Annotated in this window: 18 protein-coding genes; 4 read left to right on the forward strand and 14 right to left on the reverse strand. The window is 70.9% G+C overall.

Annotated features, from left to right (window positions below; genetic code table 11):
* Positions 1-107: 107 nt before the first annotated feature.
* From ACF1FZ_RS22265 to ACF1FZ_RS22275, 3 genes are all read right to left on the reverse strand, one after another.
* Positions 108-1,151: a 3-isopropylmalate dehydrogenase gene (locus tag ACF1FZ_RS22265; protein WP_391775138.1), complete on the reverse strand. Its 1,044-nt coding sequence runs from the start codon at positions 1,149-1,151 to the stop codon at positions 108-110.
* 102 nt (positions 1,152-1,253) lie between these two features.
* A complete protein-coding gene (locus ACF1FZ_RS22270) occupies positions 1,254-1,382 on the reverse strand; it encodes a hypothetical protein (RefSeq protein ID WP_391775139.1) in 129 nt (42 codons plus the stop codon).
* Between the two features lie 298 nt (positions 1,383-1,680).
* Entirely contained in the window at positions 1,681-2,280 is a 600-nt protein-coding gene (locus tag ACF1FZ_RS22275; protein ID WP_391775140.1) for a TetR/AcrR family transcriptional regulator, read from the reverse strand.
* A gap of 155 nt (positions 2,281-2,435) precedes the next feature.
* On the opposite strand from ACF1FZ_RS22275, the gene ACF1FZ_RS22280 reads away from it, so the two are divergent.
* Positions 2,436-4,727 carry a glycoside hydrolase family 3 N-terminal domain-containing protein gene (locus ACF1FZ_RS22280; protein ID WP_391775141.1) on the forward strand — a complete coding sequence of 764 codons (2,292 nt, stop codon included), beginning with the start codon at positions 2,436-2,438 and terminating at the stop codon, positions 4,725-4,727.
* A gap of 133 nt (positions 4,728-4,860) precedes the next feature.
* On the opposite strand, the gene pruA is transcribed toward ACF1FZ_RS22280, so the two are convergent.
* Both pruA and ACF1FZ_RS22290 read right to left on the reverse strand, forming a co-directional pair.
* A complete protein-coding gene (gene pruA, locus ACF1FZ_RS22285) occupies positions 4,861-6,492 on the reverse strand; it encodes an L-glutamate gamma-semialdehyde dehydrogenase (protein WP_391775142.1) in 1,632 nt (543 codons plus the stop codon).
* Between the two features lie 82 nt (positions 6,493-6,574).
* Complete coding sequence (locus ACF1FZ_RS22290; protein WP_391775143.1) at positions 6,575-7,555, reverse strand: proline dehydrogenase family protein; 981 nt, start codon at positions 7,553-7,555, stop codon at positions 6,575-6,577.
* Positions 7,556-7,732: 177 nt separating this feature from the next.
* On the opposite strand from ACF1FZ_RS22290, the gene ACF1FZ_RS22295 reads away from it, so the two are divergent.
* Positions 7,733-8,872 (forward strand): PucR family transcriptional regulator, encoded by a 1,140-nt coding sequence (locus ACF1FZ_RS22295; RefSeq protein ID WP_391775144.1) that lies wholly within the window; start codon positions 7,733-7,735, stop codon positions 8,870-8,872.
* A gap of 270 nt (positions 8,873-9,142) precedes the next feature.
* Here ACF1FZ_RS22295 and ACF1FZ_RS22300 read toward each other — a convergent pair whose 3' ends face one another.
* From ACF1FZ_RS22300 to ACF1FZ_RS22330, 7 genes are all read right to left on the reverse strand, one after another.
* Entirely contained in the window at positions 9,143-9,298 is a 156-nt protein-coding gene (locus tag ACF1FZ_RS22300) for a hypothetical protein (protein WP_391775145.1), read from the reverse strand.
* A 112-nt stretch (positions 9,299-9,410) separates the two neighbouring features.
* The gene (gene serA, locus ACF1FZ_RS22305; protein WP_391775146.1) at positions 9,411-11,003 is read right to left on the reverse strand and encodes a phosphoglycerate dehydrogenase; all 1,593 of its coding nucleotides are present in this window, start codon (positions 11,001-11,003) and stop codon (positions 9,411-9,413) included.
* Positions 11,004-11,302: 299 nt separating this feature from the next.
* A complete protein-coding gene (gene ilvC, locus ACF1FZ_RS22310) occupies positions 11,303-12,304 on the reverse strand; it encodes a ketol-acid reductoisomerase (RefSeq protein WP_391775147.1) in 1,002 nt (333 codons plus the stop codon).
* A 105-nt stretch (positions 12,305-12,409) separates the two neighbouring features.
* Positions 12,410-12,937 (reverse strand): acetolactate synthase small subunit, encoded by a 528-nt coding sequence (gene ilvN / locus ACF1FZ_RS22315; protein WP_391775148.1) that lies wholly within the window; start codon positions 12,935-12,937, stop codon positions 12,410-12,412.
* Between the two features lie 23 nt (positions 12,938-12,960).
* Positions 12,961-14,829, reverse strand: coding sequence for an acetolactate synthase large subunit (locus ACF1FZ_RS22320; protein ID WP_391775149.1), 1,869 nt, complete (start codon positions 14,827-14,829; stop codon positions 12,961-12,963).
* A 216-nt stretch (positions 14,830-15,045) separates the two neighbouring features.
* Positions 15,046-17,877, reverse strand: coding sequence for a putative bifunctional diguanylate cyclase/phosphodiesterase (locus ACF1FZ_RS22325; protein ID WP_391775150.1), 2,832 nt, complete (start codon positions 17,875-17,877; stop codon positions 15,046-15,048).
* A gap of 267 nt (positions 17,878-18,144) precedes the next feature.
* Positions 18,145-19,095 carry a 2-hydroxyacid dehydrogenase gene (locus ACF1FZ_RS22330; RefSeq protein WP_391775151.1) on the reverse strand — a complete coding sequence of 317 codons (951 nt, stop codon included), beginning with the start codon at positions 19,093-19,095 and terminating at the stop codon, positions 18,145-18,147.
* Positions 19,096-19,200: 105 nt separating this feature from the next.
* On the opposite strand from ACF1FZ_RS22330, the gene ACF1FZ_RS22335 reads away from it, so the two are divergent.
* Together ACF1FZ_RS22335 and ACF1FZ_RS22340 are read left to right on the forward strand one after the other, a co-directional pair.
* Positions 19,201-20,193: an aldo/keto reductase gene (locus ACF1FZ_RS22335; RefSeq protein WP_391775152.1), complete on the forward strand. Its 993-nt coding sequence runs from the start codon at positions 19,201-19,203 to the stop codon at positions 20,191-20,193.
* 154 nt (positions 20,194-20,347) lie between these two features.
* On the forward strand, positions 20,348-21,529 hold the full coding sequence (locus tag ACF1FZ_RS22340; RefSeq protein WP_391775153.1) for a PQQ-dependent sugar dehydrogenase: 1,182 nt from the start codon (positions 20,348-20,350) through the stop codon (positions 21,527-21,529).
* 512 nt (positions 21,530-22,041) lie between these two features.
* On the opposite strand, the gene ACF1FZ_RS22345 is transcribed toward ACF1FZ_RS22340, so the two are convergent.
* Together ACF1FZ_RS22345 and ACF1FZ_RS22350 are read right to left on the reverse strand one after the other, a co-directional pair.
* A complete protein-coding gene (locus ACF1FZ_RS22345; protein WP_391775154.1) occupies positions 22,042-22,725 on the reverse strand; it encodes a hypothetical protein in 684 nt (227 codons plus the stop codon).
* 171 nt (positions 22,726-22,896) lie between these two features.
* The gene (locus ACF1FZ_RS22350) at positions 22,897-23,466 is read right to left on the reverse strand and encodes a GNAT family N-acetyltransferase (protein ID WP_391775155.1); all 570 of its coding nucleotides are present in this window, start codon (positions 23,464-23,466) and stop codon (positions 22,897-22,899) included.
* Positions 23,467-23,473 lie beyond the last annotated feature (7 nt).

Here is a 23,473-nt window from a genome sequence, read left to right on the forward strand (position 1 = left end):
CAGGGGCGCGAAAACGCGGTCCGGAGGTCGATGGTGGCACCCGGGACCGCAAGGTGAAGCCGCCGGGTGCGGTTGCGACCCGGCGGCTTCGAAGGGGAGACGTCGGGTCAGCTCGCTACGCGTACCGCGAGCGCGTCGCCGATCTCGTCAGTGGTGCGCGCGTTCTTCCCGTCACGCTCCGCGAGGTCGGCGGAGACGGCCTCCTCGATGCGCACGGCCTCGGCCTCGTAGCCGAGGTGGCGCAGCAGGAGGGCGACGGAGAGGACCGTGGCGGTCGGGTCGGCCTTGCCCTGGCCCGCGATGTCGGGCGCGGTGCCGTGCACCGGCTCGAACATCGACGGGAAGGCGCCCGTCGGGTTGATGTTGCCGGAAGCGGCCAGGCCGATGCCGCCGGTCACGGCTGCGGCGAGGTCGGTGAGGATGTCACCGAAGAGGTTGTCGGTGACGATGACGTCGAAGCGCTCCGGCTGGGTGACGAAGAAGATCGTCGCGGCGTCGACGTGCAGGTAGTCGGTGCCGACCTCGGGGAAATCGGCCGCGACCCTGTCGAAGGTGTTCTTCCACAGGTGGCCGGCGTGTACGAGGACGTTGTTCTTGTGGACCAGCGTCAGCTTCTTGCGCGGACGGGCGGCGGCTCGCGCGAAGGCGTCACGCACGACACGCTCGACACCGTAGGCGGTGTTGACGCTGACCTCGGTGGCGACCTCGTGCTCGGTGCCCGTGCGCAGGGAACCGCCGTTGCCCGTGTACGGGCCCTCGGTGCCCTCGCGGACGACGACGAAGTCGATCTCGGGGCGCCCGGCCAGCGGGGTCGCCGTGTTCGGGAAGAGCTTCGACGGCCGCAGGTTGATGAAGTGGTCGAAGGCGAAACGCAGCTTCAGCAGCAGTCCGCGCTCCAGCACGCCCGACGGGACGGACGGGTCGCCGATGGCGCCGAGCAGGATGGCGTCGTGCCCCTTGAGGGCCTCCAGCTCCGCGTCGGGAAGGGTCTCACCGGTGCGGTGCCATCGCCGGGCGCCGAGGTCGTACTCCTTGGTCTCCAGCTTCACATCCTGCGGGAGAACAGCGTTGAGAACCTTGAGGCCCTGGGTGACGACCTCCTGGCCGATACCGTCGCCGGGGATCACTGCGAGATCGATGCTGCGAGACATGCAGGCACCCTAGCCTTCCGTCCCACCCCGTGACACTCGGCGTCCACGATACGGACATCGCGGGTTCGGGCGCGGTTCGTGCCGCGGGGCGGGTGCGCTCCCTCAGTGACCGGTCGTCCCGCCGTTGTCGCGGCGGTCGAGGGCCCTCTGCAGGGCTGCGGCGGCGTTCTTGCGCTCCGACTCGGCGGTGCGGGAGGTGTGGCGGACGCGGCGGACAGTGGTCTCGGCCATGAGGGATCGACTCCTTGGGATCGCGTGGATTTCGGGATCAGGACTTCGCGCAGCGGAGGTCGGGATCGGGATTTCGATGCGCCTGAAGGGGCGGGGAGCGGCCGCAGGGGTTGCCTGCTCGGGGCACGCTCACACACGCCGGTCGCTGGATCAGCGATTCGTTCGGCTCCTACAAAGTTAGGACAGCCCGGGCCATCTGTCTCTACAGATACTCGGACTTCCTACTATCTGAGACGGTGGCGCGGCCGGACGGTGCGGCCGGCCGGTGATCCGGCCCCGGAGAGCGGAGAGGTGAACCTCAGAGATCCACGGTGAGCTGCGCCTCCATGTGCGTGCGCAGGACACCTGCCATGTCCGTGGTGCAGTCGCTGAGCAGCCACTGCACCTGGAGCCCGTCCATCAGGGCGATCAGCTGACGGCCGGCGTCGCCGGGAGCGATGCCCGGCCGCAGCGCGCCGGCCCGGCGCGCCTCCTCGTAGGCGAGCTGCGCTCCGGCGACCGAGTTCTCGTAGCGGCGCACGAAATATCCGTGAGCCGGGTGGTCGGCGGCCGTCGCCTCGGCGGAGACCACCGAGAACAGCTCGACGATCCCGCGCCGTGCGGAGTTCAGCTCGGCCAGCTCGGCGAACCGCCGCAGCCGTTCGACGCCCGCGGTGCCTCCGAGTGAGAGCCACGCGCCGTCCACGTCGTCGCGGTGCTCCAGCACGGCGAGCAGCAGCGCCTCCTTGGTCGGGAAGTGATGCAGCAGGCCGGTGTGCGAGATGCCGCAGCGGGTCGCGATCACCCGCAGTGACGCGCCCCGGTAACCGGCCTCGCCGAACAGGGCCATGGCCTGGTCCAGGATCTCGCGCCGCTTCGCGCGGCCCTTCGCGTAACCGCGCCGCGCTTCGGCCGTCACTCGCCACTCCCCAGATCCGCCGGCCCCGGTCGGGCCGGTACTTCGGTGTACGGGTTTCCGGCCAACCGCCCGGAGGATCCGGCTCCCGGAGATACTTACCAGCTGGTCGGTATTGACTCTATGGTGAAGCGAACCATGTCGCGAAAGGACCTCCCGTGTCCCCCTCCCTCCCCTATCTCGACCCCTCGCTCCCCGTCGCCGAGCGGGTCGGCGACCTCCTCGGCCGCATGACCCTGGCCGAGAAGACCGGCCAGATGCTCCAGCTGAACGCCAAGGACGGGGTACGCCACCTCATCGAGGACCTGAATGCGGGTTCGATCCTGCACGCGTCGCCCGAGCGCGTCCTCGAAGCGGCGGAGCTGACCGGGCGGTCCCGGCTGCGCATCCCCCTGCTGGTCGCGGAGGACTGCATCCACGGCCACTCCTTCTGGGAGGGGGCCACGATCTATCCCACCCAGCTCGGTCTGGCCGCGAGCTGGGACCCGGAACTCGTGGAGCGCGTGGCCAGGGCCACCGCCGTCGAGGTCGCGGCGACGGGCGTCCACTGGACCTTCTCGCCGGTGCTCTGCATCACCCGGGACCTGCGCTGGGGCCGGGTCGGCGAGACCTTCGGCGAGGATCCCTTCCTGATCGGCGAGCTGGCCTCGGCGATGGTCCGCGGCTACCAGGGCGAGGGGATGGGGGACCCGACCGCGGTCCTCGCGTGCGCCAAGCACTTCGCGGGCTACTCCGAGACCCAGGGCGGCCGTGACGCGAGCGAGGCCGACATCTCCCGGCGCAAGCTGCGCTCCTGGTTCCTGCCCCCGTTCGAGCGGGTCGCCCGCGAGGGCTGCCGTACGTTCATGCTCGGCTACCAGTCCATGGACGGTGTGCCGATCACGGTCAACGACTGGCTGCTCGACGAGGTGCTGCGCGGTGAATGGGGTTACACGGGCACGCTGGTCACCGACTGGGACAACGTCGGCCGCATGGTGTGGGAACAGAAGGTCTACGCCGACCACACCCAGGCGGCAGCGGCCGCGGTCCGGGCGGGCAACGACATGGTGATGACCACCCCGCAGTTCTTCGAGGGCGCGCAGAGCGCGGTCGCCGAGGGCTTGCTGGACGAGGCGGAGATCGACGCGGCGGTACGGCGCGTCCTGACCCTGAAGTTCGAGCTCGGCCTGTTCGAGGACCCCCGCCACCCCGACACCGCCCGGCAGGCCGCGGTCATCGGCAGTGCCGGGCACACCGAGCTGAATCTGGAGGCGGCCCGCCGCTCGTTGGTGCTGCTCACCAACGACGGGACCCTGCCGCTGGCCGGCGGGTTCGTGCCGGGCCGGGACGGACGCGCCGCGGCCGGGACGGACCCGGCTGCGCGTACGGTCGCCGTCATCGGGCCCAACGCGGACGACGCGCAGACCCAGCTGGGCGACTGGGCGGGCTCCTCCGGTCAGGCGGACTGGCTGCCCGACGGCCACCCGCGCCCCATGATCCGTACCGTGCTCGACGGCTTCCGCGAGCACGTCCCGGACGGCTGGGAGGTCACCTACGCACGCGGCGCCGCGATCCTCTCCGTGGGCCCCGGCCCCGAGGGCGCGTTCTTCCCTGACGGACAGCCCCGTCCGGACGTCGTCGTCCCCGCGCGGCCCTCCGAGTCCCTGATCGGGGAAGCCGTCGCCGCGGCCGAGGCCGCCGACTACGTCGTGGCCGTGGTGGGTGACCGCATCGAGCTGGTCGGTGAGGGACGTTCGACGGCGACCCTGGAACTCGTCGGGGACCAGGTCGCGTTGCTCGACGCGCTGGCCGCGACCGGCAAGCCGCTGGTCGTCGTGGTCATCAGCTCGAAGCCGCTGGTGCTCCCGGCGTCCGCCCTCGGCGCGGCCGCGGTCCTGCACGCCTTCAACCCGGGCATGCAGGGCGGCCGTGCGGTGGCGGAGGTCCTGCTGGGCCTCGTCGAGCCGTCGGGCCGGCTGCCCGTCTCCTTCGCCCGGCACGCGGGACAGCAGCCGACGTACTACAACCAGATCCGCGGCCAGCACGGCTCCCGGTACGCCGACCTCACCCAGCGTCCCGCCTTCGTGTTCGGCGAGGGCCTGAGCTACACGACCGTCGTGTACTGCGGCCTGGAGATCCTCACGGCGAGCGTCGGGGAGAGCGACACGCTGCGGGCCCGCGTCACCGTCCGTAACACCGGCGCGCGGCCGGCCCTGGAGACGGTGCAGGTGTACATCAGCGACACGGTGACGTCCGTGACCTGGGCCGAGAAGGAGCTCAAGGCCTACCGGCAGGTGACGCTCGCCCCGGGCGAGGCGCGCGAGGTGCTGCTGGAACTCCCGGTCTCCGACTGCACCCTCGTGGACGCGGCCGGCCGGCGTGTCGTCGAGCCCGGCGCTTTCGAGCTGCTCGTCGGACCGTCCTCACGCGACGACGTCCTCCTGCGGGCCGGCTTCACCGTGAAGGGCTGAGGCTGCCCGGGGTTCCTGCCCTGGAGGGGCTGGTCCTGCCCTGGAACGGAAACCGCCTCCCGGCCCGGCGGGGGGAGCCGGCCGGGAGGCGGAGTGCGGGGCGGGGCGCCCGGGCGGGCGCCCCTGAGGACTGTCAGCCCTGGTGGGGGTAGGTGTACTCGGTCGGCGGGACCAGCGTCTCCTTGATGGCGCGGGTCAGCGTCCAGCGCTGCAGGTTCTGCGGGGCGCCCGCCTTGTCGTTGGTCCCCGAAGCACGGCCGCCGCCGAAGGGCTGCTGGCCGACGACGGCGCCGGTCGACTTGTCGTTGATGTAGAAGTTGCCCGCCGCGTAACGGAGCTTGTCCATCGTGTACGCGGCGGCCGCGCGGTCGTTGGAGATGACCGCACCGGTCAGCGCGTAGTCGGAGACCGACTCCATCTGCTCCAGCATGGTGTCGTACTTCTCGTCCTCGTAGACGTGGACGGCGAGGATCGGACCGAAGTACTCGGTGGTGAAGACCTCGTTGGCCGGGTCGTCGCAGACGATGACGGTCGGGCGGACGAAGTAGCCGACGGAGTCGTCGTACGTGCCGCCCGCGATGATCGTGCAGGTCGGGTCGGCGGCGGCGCGGTCGATCGCGGCCTTGTTCTTCGCGAAGGAACGCTCGTCGATGACGGCGCCCATGAAGTGCGACAGGTCGGTGACGTCACCCATGGTGATGCCGTCGACCTCGGCCGCGAACTCCTCCTTGAAACCGGAGTTCCAGATGGAGGCGGGAACGTACGCGCGGGAGGAGGCTGAGCACTTCTGGCCCTGGTACTCGAAGGAGCCGCGGGTCAGCGCGGTCTTCAGGACGGCGCGGTCGGCACTCGGGTGGGCGACCACGAAGTCCTTGCCACCGGTCTCACCCACGAGCCGCGGGTACGTGCGGTAGTTGGCGATGTTGTTGCCGACCGTCCTCCACAGGTGCTGGAAGGTGGGGGTCGAGCCGGTGAAGTGGATGCCGGCCAGGTCGCGGTGGTTCAGGGCCACCTCGGAGACGGCGATGCCGTCGCCCGTGACCAGGTTGATGACGCCCTTGGGCAGACCGGCCTCCTCCAGGAGCTGCATCAGCAGCACGGCGGCGTGGGTCTGTGTCGGGGACGGCTTCCACACCACCACGTTGCCCATGAGCGCGGGGGCGGTCGGCAGGTTGCCCGCGATGGCGGTGAAGTTGAACGGCGTGATCGCGTAGACGAAGCCCTCCAGCGGGCGGTGGTCCATGCGGTTCCACACGCCGGTGGAGTTGGCCGGGGGCTGCTCGGCGAGGATCTGGCGCGCGTAGTGCACGTTGAAGCGCCAGAAGTCGACGAGCTCGCAGGGGGTGTCGATCTCGGCCTGCTGGGCGGTCTTGCCCTGGCCGAGCATCGTGGAGGCGGCCATCGTCTCGCGCCAGGGGCCGGACAGCAGCTCGGCCGCGCGCAGGATGATCGCGGCGCGGTCGTCGAAGGACATCGCACGCCAGGCCGGGGCGGCGGCGAGGGCGGCGTCGATCGCGTCCTGCGCGTCCTGCTCGGTGGCGCCGGCGAAGGTGCCGATGACGGCCTTGTGGTTGTGCGGCTGCACGACGTCGACGCGGGCGCCGCCGCCCATCCTCTTCTCGCCGCCGATGGTCATCGGCAGGTCGATCGGGTTCTCGCCGAGCTCCTTGAGCTTCGCCTCCAGACGGGCGCGCTCCGGGGTGCCGGGGGCGTAGGAGTGGACCGGCTCGTTGACCGGCGCGGGGACCTGGGTGACAGCGTCCATGAGTGCCTTGTCTCCTTGGTTGAGGTGGGTTGGCCGGCCGGGCGGGTCAGCCCTGGTTCAGCCCGTGGTGCAGCCCTTTTGTTCAGCCCTTGGTGAGAACGGACCGGCCGAAGAACAGCAGGTTGGCCGGCTTCTCCGCGAGGCGGCGCATGAAGTATCCGTACCAGTCGGTTCCGTACGCCGTGTAGACGCGCATCCGGTGGCCCTCGGCCGCGAGCCGGACGTGCTCCTCACTGCGGATGCCGTACAGCATCTGGAACTCGTACTCATCCAGTTTGCGCCCGGCCTGGCGTGCGAGCTCCTGGCCGATGGCGATCAGACGGGGATCGTGGGAGCCGATCATCGGGTAGCCCTCGCCCTGCATCAGCGTCTTCAGGACGCGGACGTACGCCTTGTCGATCTCCGGCTTGCTCTGGTACGCGACGGAGGCGGGCTCCTTGTAGGCGCCCTTCACCAGGCGGACCCGGCTGCCCGCGGCGGCGAGGCGCCGGGCGTCGGCCTCGGTGCGGAACAGGTAGGACTGGATCACGCAGCCGGTCTGCGGAAAGTCCTTCCGCAGCTCCTCGTGGATGGCGAACATCGAGTCGAGCGTGGTGTGGTCCTCGGCGTCCAGCGTGACCGTGGTGCCGATCGCGGCGGCGGCCTCGACGACGGGGCGGACGTTGGCGAGGGCGAGCTCGTGGCCGCCCGGGAATTCGGGGGCGGGCCCGGAGGCCTCTTTGCCGGCGGCGGTGGCGGGCGACGGGAGGGACTGGCCGAACATCGACAGCTTGACGGACATCTCGGCGCGCTCGCCGAGGCCGAGCTCCTCGAGGCGGCCGATGAGCTCCAGATAGGCGTCGCGCGCGGCGGCGGCCTGCTCGGGGGTGGTGATGTCCTCACCCACGACGTCCAGGGTGACCTCGAGGCCCTTGGCGGCCGCGTCCCGGATGACGGGGACGACCTGGTCGAGGCTCTCACCGGCGATGAAGCGGTCGACGACCTGCTTGGTGCCCGGCGCGGCCGAGACGAAACGACGCATCTTGTCGCTGCGTGACGCGGCGAGAATCACGGGACCCAGCACGGGGCACCTCCACGGAGTACGAACGAGGCCGGGCCGGTACGCATGCGAACGGACCGGGACGGCACGGAGAACCACTGTGAAATCTAGGTATCCCGGCAGACACGTGCCATCGACAGCTGTCACGCATCCGTGTACCGGCTCTCAGACATTTGTCTGAAGGGGTGCGAGAATGGCGGTGTGAAGGGCGATTACCAGGAGTTGGTCGACGAGATCTCCGCGCTGCTCGGCGCCCCCGCCACTCTGGAGAACCGCGACTTCGGCCTGGTCGCCTTCGGGGCCCACGACAGCGACGACGACACGGCCATGGACCCCGTCCGTACGCGCTCGATCCTCACCCGGCGCTCCACCCCCGCGGTCCGCGCCTGGTTCGAGGGTTTCGGCATCACCCGCGCGACGGGCCCGGTCCGCATCCCCGCCGCCCCGGAGGCCGGGGTCTACCGGGACCGCGTCTGCCTCCCGGTACGCCACCGGGATGTCGTCCTGGGCTACGTATGGCTGCTGGACGCGGAGCCGGGGCCCGCCGACGGGCAGCTGGCGGCGGCCATGGACGTCGCCGCCCGGATCGGCGCCCTGCTCGCCGACGAGGAGCGGGCGGGCACGGACCTGTCCCGGGAGTTCGCGGCGGTGCTCGTCGCCGGGCGCGGCTGGCAGCGCGACATGGCGGTCACCGCGCTGCACGAGGCCCTCGGCGCCGACGCGGACGGGCTGCACACGGTGGTGTGCGTGACCCCCTGGCCGGGCGAGCCCCCGTCCGTGCGTACGGTGCCGTCGGCGGCGGCCCTCACCACCGTGCCCGGCGCCGGCATCCAGGCCCTGGCCGCCCTGGTCCGGCTGCGCTCCCCCGAGGCGCGCGACCCCGCGACGACGGCTGCGGAGCGGCTGCGCACCGCCGCCGGCACCGCCGCGACCGGTGGCCTCGCCACTGCCCGGCGGGGTCTGGCGGAGCTGGCCGACTCCTGGCACGAGGCCCTGTCAGCCGCCCGTGCCGCCTCGGCGGAGCCCCGTTTCGGCCCGGTCGCCGACTGGTCGGCCATCGGCCCCTACCGGCTCCTCACTGCGCTGCCCCACGCCCCGGACACCGGACCGGACCAGGCCGTCCGCCCCCTGCTGACCCCGCCCCACGCGGAACTGGCCCGCACCGCCGAGGTGTTCCTCGACCGTGCGGGCCAGGCGAGCCGGACCGCCGCCGAGCTGGGCATCCACCGCCAGACGCTCTACTACCGCCTCGCCCGGGTCCAGCAGCTCACCGGCCTCGACCTGAACGACGGTGAGGACCGGCTGCTGCTGCACATGGCTCTGAAGCAGACCCGGCTGTGAGCGCCGGGCCTGCCGCCGGCCTCGGTCGGGTACGCCACGGGCGGGAGCCGGGTACGGCGGCGGAGGGGACAGCGGTGCCCCTGCCGGCCGGACCACGAGCAACGGCGTCCAGGCCCCTGCCCGCGTCTCCGCACCCGCACCCTCACCCGCAAGAACCGACCCGTGGGGGTGGGCCGCCCCGTCGGCGGGCCCCTGCCGGCGGTCGTGACGCCGGGCGGGGAACGCGTTCGCCGATCGGCCGTTCCGGCTGACCGGCGGCCCGGCGCTCGCTCACGCGCTGATCCTGCCGAGCTGGTTCCTCGCCCGGGCGCCGGCCCGCAGGAGCCGACGGAAGGGTCTCGCCGTGGCCGGCTGCGTGGCAGCCGCCGTCTCCCCGGTCCTGATCAGCACGCCCGGCCGGGCGGCGTCCCCCGTCCTGCTCTTCACGGGACACGTCGTCGCCCCGGCCCCCGCACGGGGCCCAGGACGGCGTACGACCGCGCCCGGCGGACAGGCTTTCGCTCTGTCCGCCGGGCGCGGTCGTCGTACAGGCGGGTGATCAGTCCGTGAGGTCGACCGAACGCGCCGACGTGGCGCCGATCTCCTCGGCGATCTCGGTGAGGACCGACTGCGGGACGGTGTCGTCGACGGTGAGTACGACCAGTGCCTCGCCGCCCGCGTCCTGACGCGAGACCTGCATGCCGGCGATGTTCAGCCCGGCCTCGCCGAGGATCTTGCCGACCGCGCCGACGACGCCGGGGCGGTCCTCGTACCGCAGGACGACCATGTGGTCGGCGAGCGCCAGGTCGACGTCGTGCTCACCGATCGCGACGATCTTCCGGAGGTGCTTGGGCCCGGCCAGCGTGCCGGAGACCGCGACCTCCTCGCCACTCGACAGCGTGCCGCGGACGGTCACCACGTTGCGGTGGTCCGGCGACTCGGAGCTGGTGGTGAGGCGGACCTCGACACCCCGCTCCTGCGCGAAGAGCGGGGCGTTGACGTAACTGACGGTCTCGTCGACGACGTCCTCGAAGACGCCCTTGAGCGCGGAGAGCTCGAGCACCTTCACGTCGTGCTGGGTGATCTCGCCGTACACCTCGACGTCGAGGCGGGCCGCGACCTCGCCCGCGAGCGCGGTGAAGATCCGGCCGAGCTTCTCGGCGAGCGGCAGACCGGGACGCACGTCCTCGGCGATGACGCCGCCCTGGACGTTGACCGCGTCGGGGACGAGCTCACCGGCGAGGGCGAGGCGGACGGACTTGGCGACGGCGATGCCCGCCTTCTCCTGCGCCTCGTCGGTGGAGGCCCCGAGGTGCGGGGTGCAGACGACCTGGTCGAACTGGAACAGCGGGGAGTCCGTGCAGGGCTCCTTGGTGTAGACGTCCAGACCGGCGCCGGCGACCCGGCCCTCCTTGAGAGCGGAGGCGAGCGCGTCCTCGTCGACGATGCCGCCGCGCGCGGCGTTGACGATGCGCACCGAGGGCTTCACCTTGTGCAGCGCGTCGTCGCCGATCAGACCGAGCGTCTCGGGGGTCTTGGGGAGGTGCACCGTGATGAAGTCGGAGACCTCGAGCAGCTCGTCCAGTGTGAGGAGCTTGACGCCCATCTGGGCGGCGCGCGCGGGCTGCACGTAGGGGTCGTACGCGACGATCTTCATGCCGAAGGCCGACATGCGCTGCGCGACCAGCACGCCGATGCGGCCGAGGCCGACGACACCGAGGGTCTTCTCGCTGAGCTCGACGCCCGTGTACTTGGAGCGCTTCCACTCGCCGTTCTTCAGGGCGGTGTTGGCCTGCGGGATGTTGCGCGCGGTGGCGACGAGCAGACCACAGGCCAGCTCGGCGGCGGTGACGATGTTGGACGTCGGCGCGTTGACGACCATCACGCCGGCCTTGGTGGCCGAGGAGACGTCGACGTTGTCCAGACCGACACCCGCGCGGGCGACGACCTTGAGCTGCTTGGCCGCGGCGATGGCCTCGGCGTCGACCTTGGTGGCGGAGCGCACCAGGATCGCGTCGACGTCGGCGATCGCGGGGAGGAGTTCGGCGCGGTCCGCGCCGTTGCAGTGCCGGATCTCGAAGTCCGGACCCAGGGCGTCAACCGTGGCGGGCGACAGCTCTTCGGCGATGAGTACGACAGGTTTCGAGCTCACGTGTGTCCTCACAAGTCCAGTGCGGACGGCCGTCCCGACGGCCGCAGGCGTGGAGGGGCTAGCCGCGTGGAAGACGCACGACACTGTGGGCCCTGACGCGTGTATGTGTTGTTGAGAGTGTAGTCATGCGGCCGGGCACGCAATGCGCCCTGGTGGAAGGATCACTCGCACGGGGTGGACGGTCTGTACAGACGTACGTGCCGCTTCCCTGCCACCGCCTCTCCCCGCAGTGACACGGGGCGTGAGGCCGGCCTGGCGCCGGGGGGCGGGCCCGTGCGGACCCGCCCCCCGGCCTGAACTCAGGCTTCCTCGTTGTCGACCCAGCTCATGAGCTTGCGCAGCTCCGCGCCGGTGGTCTCCAGCAGGGACTCGCTGTCGGCCTTCTTGTACTCGTTGTACTTGGGCAGGCCGTTGTGGTACTCGGCCATCCAGTTCTTGGCGAAGGTGCCGTCCTGGATCTCGGCGAGGACCTTCTTCATCTCGGCCTTGGTGGCGTCCGTGATGATGCGCGGGCCGGTGACGTAGTCGCCCCACTCGGCGGTCTCCGAGATGGACCAGCGCATCTTCTCCAGGCCGCCCTCGTACATGAGGTCCACGATGAGCTTCAGCTCGTGGAGGCACTCGAAGTACGCGATCTCCGGCTGGTAACCGGCCTCGGTCAGCGTCTCGAAACCGGCCTTGACCAGAGCGGCGGTACCACCGCAGAGAACGGCCTGCTCACCGAACAGGTCGGTCTCGGTCTCCTCGGTGAAGGTCGTCTTGATGACGCCGGCACGCGTGCCGCCGATGCCCTTCGCGTAACTGAGGGCGAGCTCCAGGCCCTTGCCCGAGGCGTCCTGCTCGACGGCCACGATGCACGGGACGCCGCGGCCCTCCTCGTACTGACGGCGGACCAGGTGGCCCGGGCCCTTCGGGGCGACCATGCAGACGTCGACGTTGGCCGGCGGCTTGATGAAGTCGAAGCGGATGTTCAGGCCGTGGCCGAAGAACAGCGCGTCGCCGTCCTTGAGGTTGTCCTTGACGGACTCCTCGTAGACCTGGGCCTGGATCGGGTCCGGGACGAGGATCATGATGACGTCGGCCTCGGCGGCCGCCTCGGACGGGGTCACCACGCGCAGCCCCTGCTCCTCGGCCTTGGCCTTGGACTTCGAGCCCTCGTGCAGACCGACGCGGACGTCGACACCCGAGTCACGCAGCGACAGCGCGTGGGCGTGCCCCTGGCTGCCGTAACCAAGGACCGCGACCTTACGGCCCTGGATGATGGACAGGTCGGCATCGTCGTCGTAGAACAGCTCGGCCACTGGGTCTTCTCCTTGGTGTGCAGGTGTTGCGTCCCACCGTACGGCGGGGTGCGTGGGGTTCGTCGCCGGGTCTCGCCATGCGAGCGGCGAGACGGCCGGAAGGGGTTACGCCGTGCGGTCGAGTGCGCGCAGAGAACGGTCGGTGATCGAGCGCGCGCCGCGCCCTATGGCGATGGTGCCGGACTGGACGAGCTCCTTGATGCCGAACTGCTCGAGCATCTTGAGCATGGCCTCCAGCTTTTCGGCGCCCCCCGTCGCCTCGATCGTGACGGCCTCCGGGGAGACGTCCACGGTCTTGGCGCGGAACAGCTGGACGATCTCGACGATCTGGGAGCGGGTCTCGTTGTCGGCGCGGACCTTCACCAGGACGAGCTCCCGCTGGATCGCTGCGGCGGGCTCGAGTTCGACGATCTTCAAGACGTTGACCAGCTTGTTGAGCTGCTTGGTCACCTGCTCCAGGGGCAGGCCCTCGACGTTCACGACAATGGTGATGCGCGAGATGTCGGGATGTTCGGTGGTACCGACCGCGAGCGAGTCGATGTTGAAGCCGCGCCGGGAGAACAGGGCCGTGATCCGGGCGAGGACACCCGGCTTGTTCTCGACCAGGACGGAGAGCGTGTGCTTACTGGACATGGGAGTCGGTCTCTCTCTGTCTCTCAGTCTTCTTCGTTGTCGCCGAAGTCGGGGCGGACACCGCGCGCCGCCATGACCTCGTCGTTGGAGGTGCCGGCTGCGACCATCGGCCACACCATGGCGTCCTCGTGGACGATGAAGTCGATGACGACCGGACGGTCGTTGACCGCGTTGGCCTCGGCGATGACCTTGTCCAGGTCGGCAGGGTCCTCGCAGCGGATCGCGTAGCAGCCCATGGCCTCGGACAGCTTGACGAAGTCCGGCACCCGGGTGCCCTTGGCGGCGTTGCCGTCCGCGTCCGGGCCGGAGTGCAGCACGGTGTTGGAGTACCGCTGGTTGTAGAACAGGGTCTGCCACTGGCGGACCATCCCGAGCGCGCCGTTGTTGATGATCGCGACCTTGATCGGGATGTTGTTGAGCGCGCAGGTGGTGAGTTCCTGGTTGGTCATCTGGAAGCAGCCGTCACCGTCGATGGCCCAGACGGCACGGTCGGGCATGCCCGCCTTGGCACCCATGGCGGCCGGGACGGCGTACCCCATGGTTCCGGCGCCGCCGGAGTTGAGCCAGGTGGCGGGCTGCTCGTACTGGATGAAGTGCGAGGCCCACATCTGGTGCTGGCCGACACCCGCCGCGAAGATCGTGCCCTCGGGGGCGAGTTCACCGATGCGCTGGATGACCTGCTGCGGCGAGAGACTGCCGTCCTCCGGCAGGTCGTAGCCGACCGGGTAGGTCTCGCGCCAGCGGTTGAGGTCCTTCCACCAGTCCGCGTACTGCCTGGCGGCCTCACCGGTGAGGCCCTCGGTGTGCTCGGCCTGGACCGCCTGGACGAGGTCGGCGATGACCTCGCGGGCGTCACCGACGATCGGGACGTCGGCGGCGCGGTTCTTGCCGATCTCGGCCGGGTCGATGTCCGCGTGGACGATCTTGGCGTACGGGGCGAAGCTGTCCAGCCTGCCGGTGACACGGTCGTCGAACCTGGCTCCGAGCGCGACGATCAGGTCGGCCTTCTGCAACGCGGTGACGGCGGTGACCGAACCGTGCATACCAGGCATTCCCACGTGCAGCGGGTGGCTGTCGGGGAAGGAACCGAGCGCCATCAGCGTGGTGGTGACGGGCGCTCCGGTGAGCTCCGCCAGGACCTTCAGCTCGGCGGTGGCGCCGGCTTTCATGACCCCGCCGCCGACGTACAGCACGGGACGCTTGGCCTGTGTGATGAGCTTGGCGGCCTCGCGGATCTGCTTGGCGTGCGGCTTGGTGACCGGGCGGTAGCCGGGCAGGTCCATCGTCGGCGGCCAACTGAAGACCGTCTTCGACTGCAGCGCGTCCTTGGCGATGTCGACGAGGACGGGCCCCGGACGGCCGGTGGAGGCGATGTGGAAGGCCTCGGCGATCGTGTGCGCGATGTCCTCGGCGCGGGTGACCAGGAAGTTGTGCTTCGTGATCGGCATCGTGATGCCGCAGATGTCGGCTTCCTGGAAGGCGTCCGTGCCGATGGCGGCGGAGGCCACCTGACCGGTGATCGCGACCATCGGCACGGAGTCCATGGCCGCGTCGGCGATCGGGGTGACCAGGTTGGTGGCCCCGGGTCCCGAGGTGACCATGCAGACACCGACCTTGCCGGTCGCCTGCGCGTAACCGGTGGCAGCGTGACCGGCCCCCTGCTCGTGACGGACCAGGACGTGACGGACCCGGGTGGAGTCCATCAGCGGGTCGTACGCGGGCAGGATGCAGCCGCCGGGGAGGCCGAATACCGTGTCGGCGCCGACTTCCTCGAGAGAACGGATGAGGGACTGCGCGCCCGTGAGGTGCTCAACGGAGGCGGGGGACGGTCCGCCGTTACGGGCCCGCGGCTGCGGGTGCTGGGCCCCGGTGGCCTGCTCGGTCATCGGCATTCTCTTCTCGAAGCTGAGGGTTTATGCGGTGTTTGGGTGGGTTCCGAAAGGTCCCGGTGCAACAAAAAACCCCTCGTGCCGTGAGGCAAGCGAGGGGAGCGCGCCGGTGCGGTCTGCAGGGTGTCCATGAGCGACCCTGCTTCAGCCGACGCGCTTTCCAAGTACGAGAATTCGGGTGCGCATGGCATTGACCCTCTCTCCGGCACGCACACGGTGTCAAGTGGGTGGGACGGGCGTCTCATCATGTGGGCGGCTCGGCAGTGGGATCGCACCGCCCGCGAGCACCGGCTGGGCGGTCGGACCGATGCCCGGAACGGGATATTCCCCCCGGATCAGGGTGCGCCGCAGCCGGTATTCGTCCAGCGGCCCGGCGAAGGCCATTCCCTGGCCGTGGGTGCATCCCATGGCGCGCAGTGCCCGTACCTGCTCGGGCGCGTCCACCCCGTCGGCCACGGACTGCATGCCGAGATCTCCCGCGATGCGCAGCAGCCCACTGGTGATCTTGTGCAGCCTCGCCGACTCGACGACGCCCTCCACCAGGCACCGGTCCAGCTTCAGTACGTCGATGGGGAGCCGGCGCAGGGCGTTGACCGCTGCGTACCCGCTGCCGAAGCCGTCGAGCGCGATCCGGACGCCGAGGCGGCGCAGGGCGACCAGCCGCTGCTCCAGCTCGTCGAAGGAGATCCGGGGGTCGCTGTCGGCCACTTCGATCATCAGGGCGCCGGAGGGCAGCCCGTGCCGGGCCAGGAGGGCCTCGACGGGCCCCGGAGGCAGGGTCCGGTCCAGGAGCCGGGCGGCGGACACCCGCACGGAGACGGAGACCGGATGCCCGGCCCTGGACCGGTCGGCGGCCTGCTCGACGGCCTCCTCCAGCAGCCAGGCACTGAGTTCGGCGGCACGGTTGCTGTCCTCGGAGACACGGAGGAACTCGGCGGGGGTGAACAGGATGCCCTGGGCGGAACGCCAGCGGGCCTGGGCGGCGACGGCCGCGACCACGCCGCTGGCCAGGTGGACGACGGGCTGGTGGAGGAGCGCGAACTCACCGTCGCGCAAGGCCGTGCGGACCCGCGCCGCGAGTTCGGAGCGGCGCACGACGTCGGCCTGCATCTGGGGGGCGTACAGCTCCACCCGGTCCTTGCCGCCGGCCTTCGCCCGGTACATGGCCAGGTCGGCGTTGCGCATGAGGTCCTTGGGCGTGCTGGACGACTCGGCGAAGGCGACACCGATCGAAGCGGCCACCCGGACCTCCTGGGCGCCGATCCGGTAGGGCTGGGAGAGCCGCAGGCGCAGGCGCTCGGCGATCTCGTGGACCTGGTCCTCCCGGGCGGCCTGGTCATGGGTGCCGTCGCCGACGATGAGCGCGGCGAACTCGTCGCCCCCGAGGCGGGCCGCGGTGTCCGAGGTGCGCACGGACTCCAGGAGGCGGCGCGCGGCCTGCACGAGGAGTTCGTCGCCCGCCTGGTGGCCGATGGAGTCGTTGACCGCCTTGAAGCCGTCGAGGTCGATGAAGAGCACGGCGGTGCCCGGGTCCCCGGCACGCCGGCCGTTGAGCGCCTGGCCGACGCGAGCGGTGAAGAGGGCGCGGTTGGGCAGGTCGGTGAGCGGGTCGTGTTCGGCGTTGTGCTGGAGCTGCGCCTGCAGCCTGACCCGCTCGGTCACGTCCCTGCTGTTGAGGAGAAGACCGCCCTGGTGGCGGTTGACAGTGGATTCGACGTGGAGCCAGTCGCCCGTGCCCGATCGGAAGCGGCACTCGATCCGGGTGGTGGGCTCCTCGCGCGACGGCGCGGCGAGGAAGCGCCGCAGCTCGTGGACCACTCCCCCGAGGTCGTCGGGATGGATGATCGACGACAGCTCCGCGCCCTCGAGGTCCTCGGCTTCGCGCCGGTAGACGCCGGCCGCCGCGGGACTGACGTAACGGAGCCTGCCGGTGGGCTCGGCGATCATGATGACGTCGCTGGAGCCCTGCACCAGGGAGCGGAAGTGATTCTCCTTCTGGGCCAGTTCCTGGGTGAGCGCGATGTTGTCGAGGAGCATGATGGCCTGCCGGAGGACCAGGGCGAGCACGACCGTGCAGCCGGTGAGGACCACGACCCGGTCGACCCTGCGGCCCTCCACCACGTTGTACAGAATGCTGAGGGTGCAGACCGCCGCGGCCAGGTAGGGCGTGAGCGCGGCGATGGATCCGGCGATCGGGCGGCTCATGGCGCGCGGCTCCGGGCCGAGGCTCTCGACAGCGTTGTCCTGGCCTCGGCGTGCCCCCCAGGGCGCGTACGCGAGGATCAGGGATCCGGCGAACCAGCCCGCGTCCAGCAGCTGGCCCGACTCGTACGCCGAGCGGAGCAGCGGGGCCGTGAACAGGGCGTCGCACAACACGGTCAGGGCCAGGCCGGCGATGGCCGTGTGCACTGCGGAGCGGTTCGCGTTGCCCCGCCGGAAGTGCAGGGCGAGGACCATGGAGACCAGCACGATGTCGAGCAGCGGGTAGGCCAGCGAGAGCGCCGCCCGGGCCACGCTCTCCCCCGCGGTGTTCACGAGGTGTGCGGTGTGGGCCAGTGCGAGGCTCCAGGAGAGCGTCAGCATGGATCCGCCGATCAGCCACGCGTCCAGCACCAGGCAGACCCATCCCGCCCGTGTGACGGGCCGTTTGGCCAGGACGAGCAGCCCGACGATGGCGGGCGGCGCGAAGCAGAGGAAGAAGAGGTCGGCGAGGGAGGGGGTGGGCACCGCGCGTCCCAGCACCACCTCGTACCATCCCCACACCGCGTTGCCTCCGGCGGCCATGGCCGAGGAGAGCGAGAAGAGGAACCACGCGGGCCGGAACCTGCTGCCGCCGGTGCGTGCGTAGAGGAAGCACGACACCGCGGCGATCAGGGCGGCGATGCTGAGGCCGAAGTCTCCCATGAACAGGGCGACTCCGGGCGATCCCCAGCCGAAGGCGGCCCCTACCGCGTATCCCGCGCAGACGACGGCGAGGGCGAGCTGGGAGCGCAGCCCCACGGTCCGGCCGGAGGCCGGCCGCCGGGAGAGCAGAGCCCCGAGGGCGCTCACCGGAGAGCCCCGTGGGCAGCTCCTGGCGCTCTCGCTGCCGCCGGCCCCTCCTGGTCGCTCCGCTGCGTCGGATCGTCTTCCCGCTGGCTGAACATCGCTCGTGGCCCCCTCGCGTTCCGCTTCCTCCCCGGCGCCGCCCCTGCCACGGCGCAGCCTCCGTGTGGACGATACACCAGAGCCGTCACTCAGGGCCATAGTCCTTCTACTCTCCGTGACCAGCTGGGGCGTTACCGGAACCCGGCGCGTCCGTACGGCTCTGGACCGTGTTCAGCCGGTGGTGAGTACGAGGTTGCCGACCGGTTCCCCTGCGGCGAACCGGGTGAGCTGTCCGGCCAGCAGACGCTTCGCCCGGGGCAGGAAAGCGGAGGTGCTGCCGCCCACATGAGGGGAGATCAGTGTGTGGGGAGCATGCCAGAGAGGGTGGCCGGCGGGCAGGGGCTCCGGGTCGGTCACGTCGAGTGCGGCGCGAAGCCGCCCGGACTCGAGTTCGGACAGGAGGGCCGCCGTGTCGACGACGGCGCCCCGCGCGACGTTCACGAGCAGCGCTCCGTCCCGCATCGCGGCGAGGAAACCGGCCTCCACCAGCCCTTGTGTGGAGGGGTTCAGCGGGGTGGACAGGATGACGACGTCCGCCTCGGGGAGCAGGGCGGGAAGCTCCTCGATCGCGTGTACGGGGCCGCGTGCGGTTGTCCGTGCGGAGCGCGCGATGCGCACCACTCGCGCGCACTCGAACGGTTCGAGCCGGTCCTCGATGGCCGCGCCGATCGATCCGTAGCCCACCACGAGGACGGACTTGTCGGCGAGGGCCGGATAGAAGCCCGACCGCCACTCCTCCTTGTCCTGGCCGTGCACGAAACCGGGGAGACCTCGGAGCGAGGCGAGGACCAGGGTGAGCGCGAGCTCGGCCGTCGAGGCCTCGTGCACTCCCTTGGCGTTGCACAGCCGCACCCCGGCGGGCAGCAGGCCGAGCCCCGGCTCCACGTGGTCGATGCCCGCTGACAGGGTCTGGACGACCTGGACCGCGTGCATCCCCTTGAGCGGGCGGACCGCGACCTCCGGGCCCTTCATGTACGGAACGACGTAGAACGCGCACGCGGAGGGGTCCGCCGGGTAGTCCCGGCCGCCGTCCCAGAAACGGTAGTTGAGACCCTCGGGGAGGCCGTCGATCTCATCGGCGCCGAAAGGCAGCCACACGTCGGCAGCAGATACAGAAGTCATGGTCAGGAGGCTATGCGAAGGGCGCGGAACCGCAGAGGTTACTTTGGGGTGCTGGTGGTCCCGTGATCACGGTACCGAGGGAGGGTTCGGGGAGGGTTCGGGGAGTTGGAGCGCAGGACTATCGGTGCGGCGGCGCTCGCCGTGGGTGCGGTCGGGCTGGGCTGTATGCCGATGAGCTGGGCCTACAACACGTCGCAGCAGCGCGGTGACCGCTCGGTGCGGACGGTGCACGCCGCGCTGGACGCGGGCGTCCAACTGCTCGACACAGCCGACATGTACGGGCCCTTCACCAACGAGCTGCTCGTCGGGCGGGCGCTCAGGGGCCGGCGGTCCGAAGCCTTCCTCTCGACCAAGTGCGGTCTGCTGGTGGGCGATCAGCACATCGTGGCCAACGGGCGTCCCGGCTATGTGCGCCGGGCCTGCGACGCCTCGCTGCGGCGGCTCCAGACCGATGTGATCGACCTCTACCAACTGCACCGGGCGGATCCCGAGGTGCCGGTCGAGGAGACCTGGGGTGCGATGGCGGACCTGGTGACGGCGGGCAAGGTGCGTGCGCTCGGACTGTGCGCGGTGGGCGCCCGGGCGGGCCGCGGGCCGGGGGCGCGGATGTACGACGGGACCATCCGGCAGCTGGAGCGCGTGCAGCAGGTCTTTCCCGTCAGCGCGGTCCAGGCGGAGCTCTCCGTGTGGTCGCCCCAGGCGCTGGAGGATCTGCTGCCGTGGTGCGCGGCCCGGGGGGTGGGGATGCTGGCGGCCATGCCGCTGGGCAACGGTTATCTCACGGGCACGCTCAAGCCCGGCCAGGGTTTCGAGCCGGATGACCCACGGGCGAGGCACCCCCGGTTCACGGCGGAGATGATGGCGGCGAACCAGCCGGTGGTGGCGGGGCTGCGCAGGATCGCGGAGCGGCACGGCGCCACTCCCGCGCAGGTGGCTCTGGCGTGGGTTCTGCGACAGGGCCGTCATGTGGTGCCCGTGCCCGGTGCGAAGCAGGAGCGGTGGGCCGTGGAGAACGCGGGTGCGGCGGGGCTGACGCTCACGGACCGGGATCTGGCCGAGATAGCCGGGCTGCCGCGGGCCCGTGGGTCGTGGGACTGATCCGCCGGTCCCGGGGCCGGTTCCGCGGACGCCGGCCGGCTCCTCGGAGCGTGTGGTCCGGCTCCGTGGCGGGAGAATCGGCGGAGATCGGGAACCCGGGGCGGAACGCCGGTGTAAGAACAGTAGTCGTGCGACCGTCGAAAGGATCGGTGCTGTGCAAACTCCCGTGCTGCGCAAGGGGGCTGTGGCTCTGCTCGCCTCGGCCTCCCTCCTGCTGTCCGCCTGCTCGTCCGGCGGCGGCCCGGCGGACGGTGAGGACCCCTCCTCGCCCCCGGCGAGCGCCTCGTCCGCTCCCCCGGCCTCGGCGAGCCCGTCGGCGGACCCGCCACCGGCCAAGGGATCGGTCGAAGTGGTGAAGACGCTCACGGACGGTCTCGCGTCCCCCTGGGGCCTCGCGGCGCTGCCCGGCGGTGACCTGCTGGTCGCCTCACGTGACGAAGCGACGGTCACCCGGATCGACGGGGAGAGCGGCAGGAAAACGCTGCTGGGCTCGGTTCCGGGGGTCGCACCGGCCGGCGAGGGCGGTCTCCTCGGCCTCGCCGTGGCCCCGACCTACGGCTCGGACCACCTGATCTACGCGTACTTCACCACCGAGTCGGACAACCGCATCGCCCGCCTTCTGTACGACGACAAGAAGCCCGCCGGTCAGCAGCTGGGGGCACCGGACACCATTCTCCGGGGGATCCCCAAGGGCTCCGTCCACAACGGCGGGCGGATCGCCTTCGGACCGGACCGCATGCTGTACGCGGGCACAGGCGAGACGGGTGACACGGGGCTCGCCCAGGACAAGTCGTCCCTCTCGGGCAAGGTCCTGCGGATGACGCCCGACGGCGAGCCGGTGCACGGCAATCCCGAGGCCGACTCGCTGGTCTATTCCTACGGGCACCGCAATGTGCAGGGTCTGGCCTGGGACAGCGGGAAACGGCTCTGGGCGGCGGAATTCGGCCAGAACACCTGGGACGAGCTGAATCGGATCGAAGAGGGCAGGAATTACGGCTGGCCCGGTGCCGAGGGCAAGGAGGGCAAGTCGGGATTCGCCGACCCGGTGGCCCAGTGGAAGACGTCCGAAGCCTCACCGAGCGGGATCGCATATGCCGAGGGATCGGTCTGGATGGCGGGGCTGCGGGGCGAGCGGCTGTGGCGGATCCCTTTGTCGGGCAAGGCGGACCGGGAACCGCTGGCCGCCCCCCAGGCGTTCCTGGAGGGAAAGTACGGCCGTCTGCGCACGGTGTTCGCCGCGGGCGGGGACAAGCTGTGGCTGGTCACGAGCAACACGGACGGCCGTGGCACCGTACAGCCGGGTGACGACCGGATCCTGCTCCTGAAGGTGCGTTGACCGTCGGCGGAGCCCGTCAGGGGCTGTCGGCGTGGCGTCGCCGCCGGGCGGGGTGCCGGGGGGAAGCGCAGCGGGTGTTCCGCTTCTTCGAGGACCTTTTCGCGCCCGGCCGGAAGCACACGGCCGAGGTAGCGCAGCGGGTCGGTCTCCGGCCCGCATCCTCATCCCGGGCAGGCCCGGCGTGGTCGAGCGGCCGCAGGGTGGCACACACCGCGTCGGGGACATCGTCCCGGAGTTCCATGGCCCTTCCCGGCAGCCCCGGTTGCTCGTTTCGGGCGTAGCGGCGGCCTGGCTTCCACGGCGGTCTGGAGCACGGTGGACAGGGGGTCTGGAGCACGGTGGGCAGGGCTTTGACCGGATCGTACGCGGCGTACCGGTAGCCGGCGGGTTCAGGGGTCATGCCGTACTGCGCGGCTCCTCGGCCCTGCGGATCGGCCGGCGGGCTCGAGTCGGTGGAGTTCGTACTGGTGCATCGTCTTCCCTCTTCCCTCCTGGGCGGCTTCCTGCGGGCCTCAGCCTCCGGCGGCGGACGGCAGGGCGACGAAGAGGTCGAGGTACGTGCCCACGGAGATCAGCAGGCCGAGCGCTCCGAGGGCGATGCCCGCCGCGGCGACGGAGCGGACCCAGCCCGCCTGCGGACGGAGTGAGGGGGTACCGAAGGCGGGCCGCACCGGGACGAAGACTCCGACGAGCAGCGCGAGCAGTGCGAAGAGCCCGTTGACGAGGGCCGTGCTGTGCCAGGCGTCGCCGTAGATCTCGGAGATCTGCTGGGCGGCGCTGCCGTCTCCGGAGGTGTTGATCTGGCCGATCAGGGTCTCGCGCTCGGCGGCGACGCGGCCGGTCCACGCGCCCGAGAGCGAGACGATGCCGAGCCCGGCGGCCACGACGGCTGCGGCTCCGGCGCCGGCCCCGGTAGCCGCGGCGGCTTCGGCCTCGTCGTAGGGGGCGGGCTCCAGCTCGGCCTCCGGTCCGTCCTCCGCGGCTGCGTCCGTCGCGGCTGCGTCCATGGCGGTCACGTCCGACGGGGTCACGCCCGGGGCCACGTCGGCCGGCCCGGCGTCTTCCGCGGGGCCGGTCCTCTTCGTCACGTCCGGTGCGGCGGCGGTCCTGTCCGCCGCGTTCTTCTCCTCGGTGTCGTCAGTGGCCGGGGTGGAGGGGAGGTGTTCATGCGCCGCACGCCAAGGGCTGTCCCGCACTTCCTGGTGGATCAGCGCGCGGCGTCAGACGCGGTGCATCGCAAGGCGGAGAGGCGCCCGCGTACTGGATGTATCCGGGCGTTTCGACAACGCGGCGAGGTGCCGTGGCTGTCGTCGTGCGCTCGCCAGGAAGTGCGGGACAGCCCTTAGGCGGCCCGGATGAGAGCCTCCTTAACATTGGGCTCCTCGGTCCCGTCCCTTACGCCAGTCGGAGGCCAGGACCGCCCAGATCTCCTGGTCGTGACGCTTGCCGCGGTACGGGTAGGACTCCCGCAGCACTCCCTCACGCGTCATTCCCAGCCGCTCGGCCGCGGCGATACTGCGGGTGTTGGAGGCGGAGGCGATCCACTCCACCCGGTGCATCCCCCGTACGTCGACGGCCCAGTCGATCAGCACCCTGGACGCGCGGTTGACCAGCCCCCGCCCCTGGCCGGCCGGCTCCAGCCAGCAGCCGATCTCGCAGTTGCCGGCCTGCGCCTCGAATATCCGGAACAGGACACCGCCGACCAGCGTGCCGTCCAGCCAGATGCCGTGGAGCCGGCCGGTGTCGGCCGCCTGCCTGTCCGCGTACCGCTGGAGCAGCGCGCGTGCGGAGGTGAGGTCCGTGGCAGCTGCGGCGAACGGGATCCAGGGATCGACAAGAGCGCGCGCCCGGTCCATGTGAGCCAGGAATTCCTCCGCCTGCCAGGGCTCGAGCGGGCGGAGTTCCGCCCCGTCGTCCCCCAGTGACACCGTGAACACAGTTGTT

The organism is Streptomyces sp. NPDC014623 (genome assembly GCF_043088245.1).
Lineage (GTDB): Bacteria > Actinomycetota > Actinomycetes > Streptomycetales > Streptomycetaceae > Streptomyces.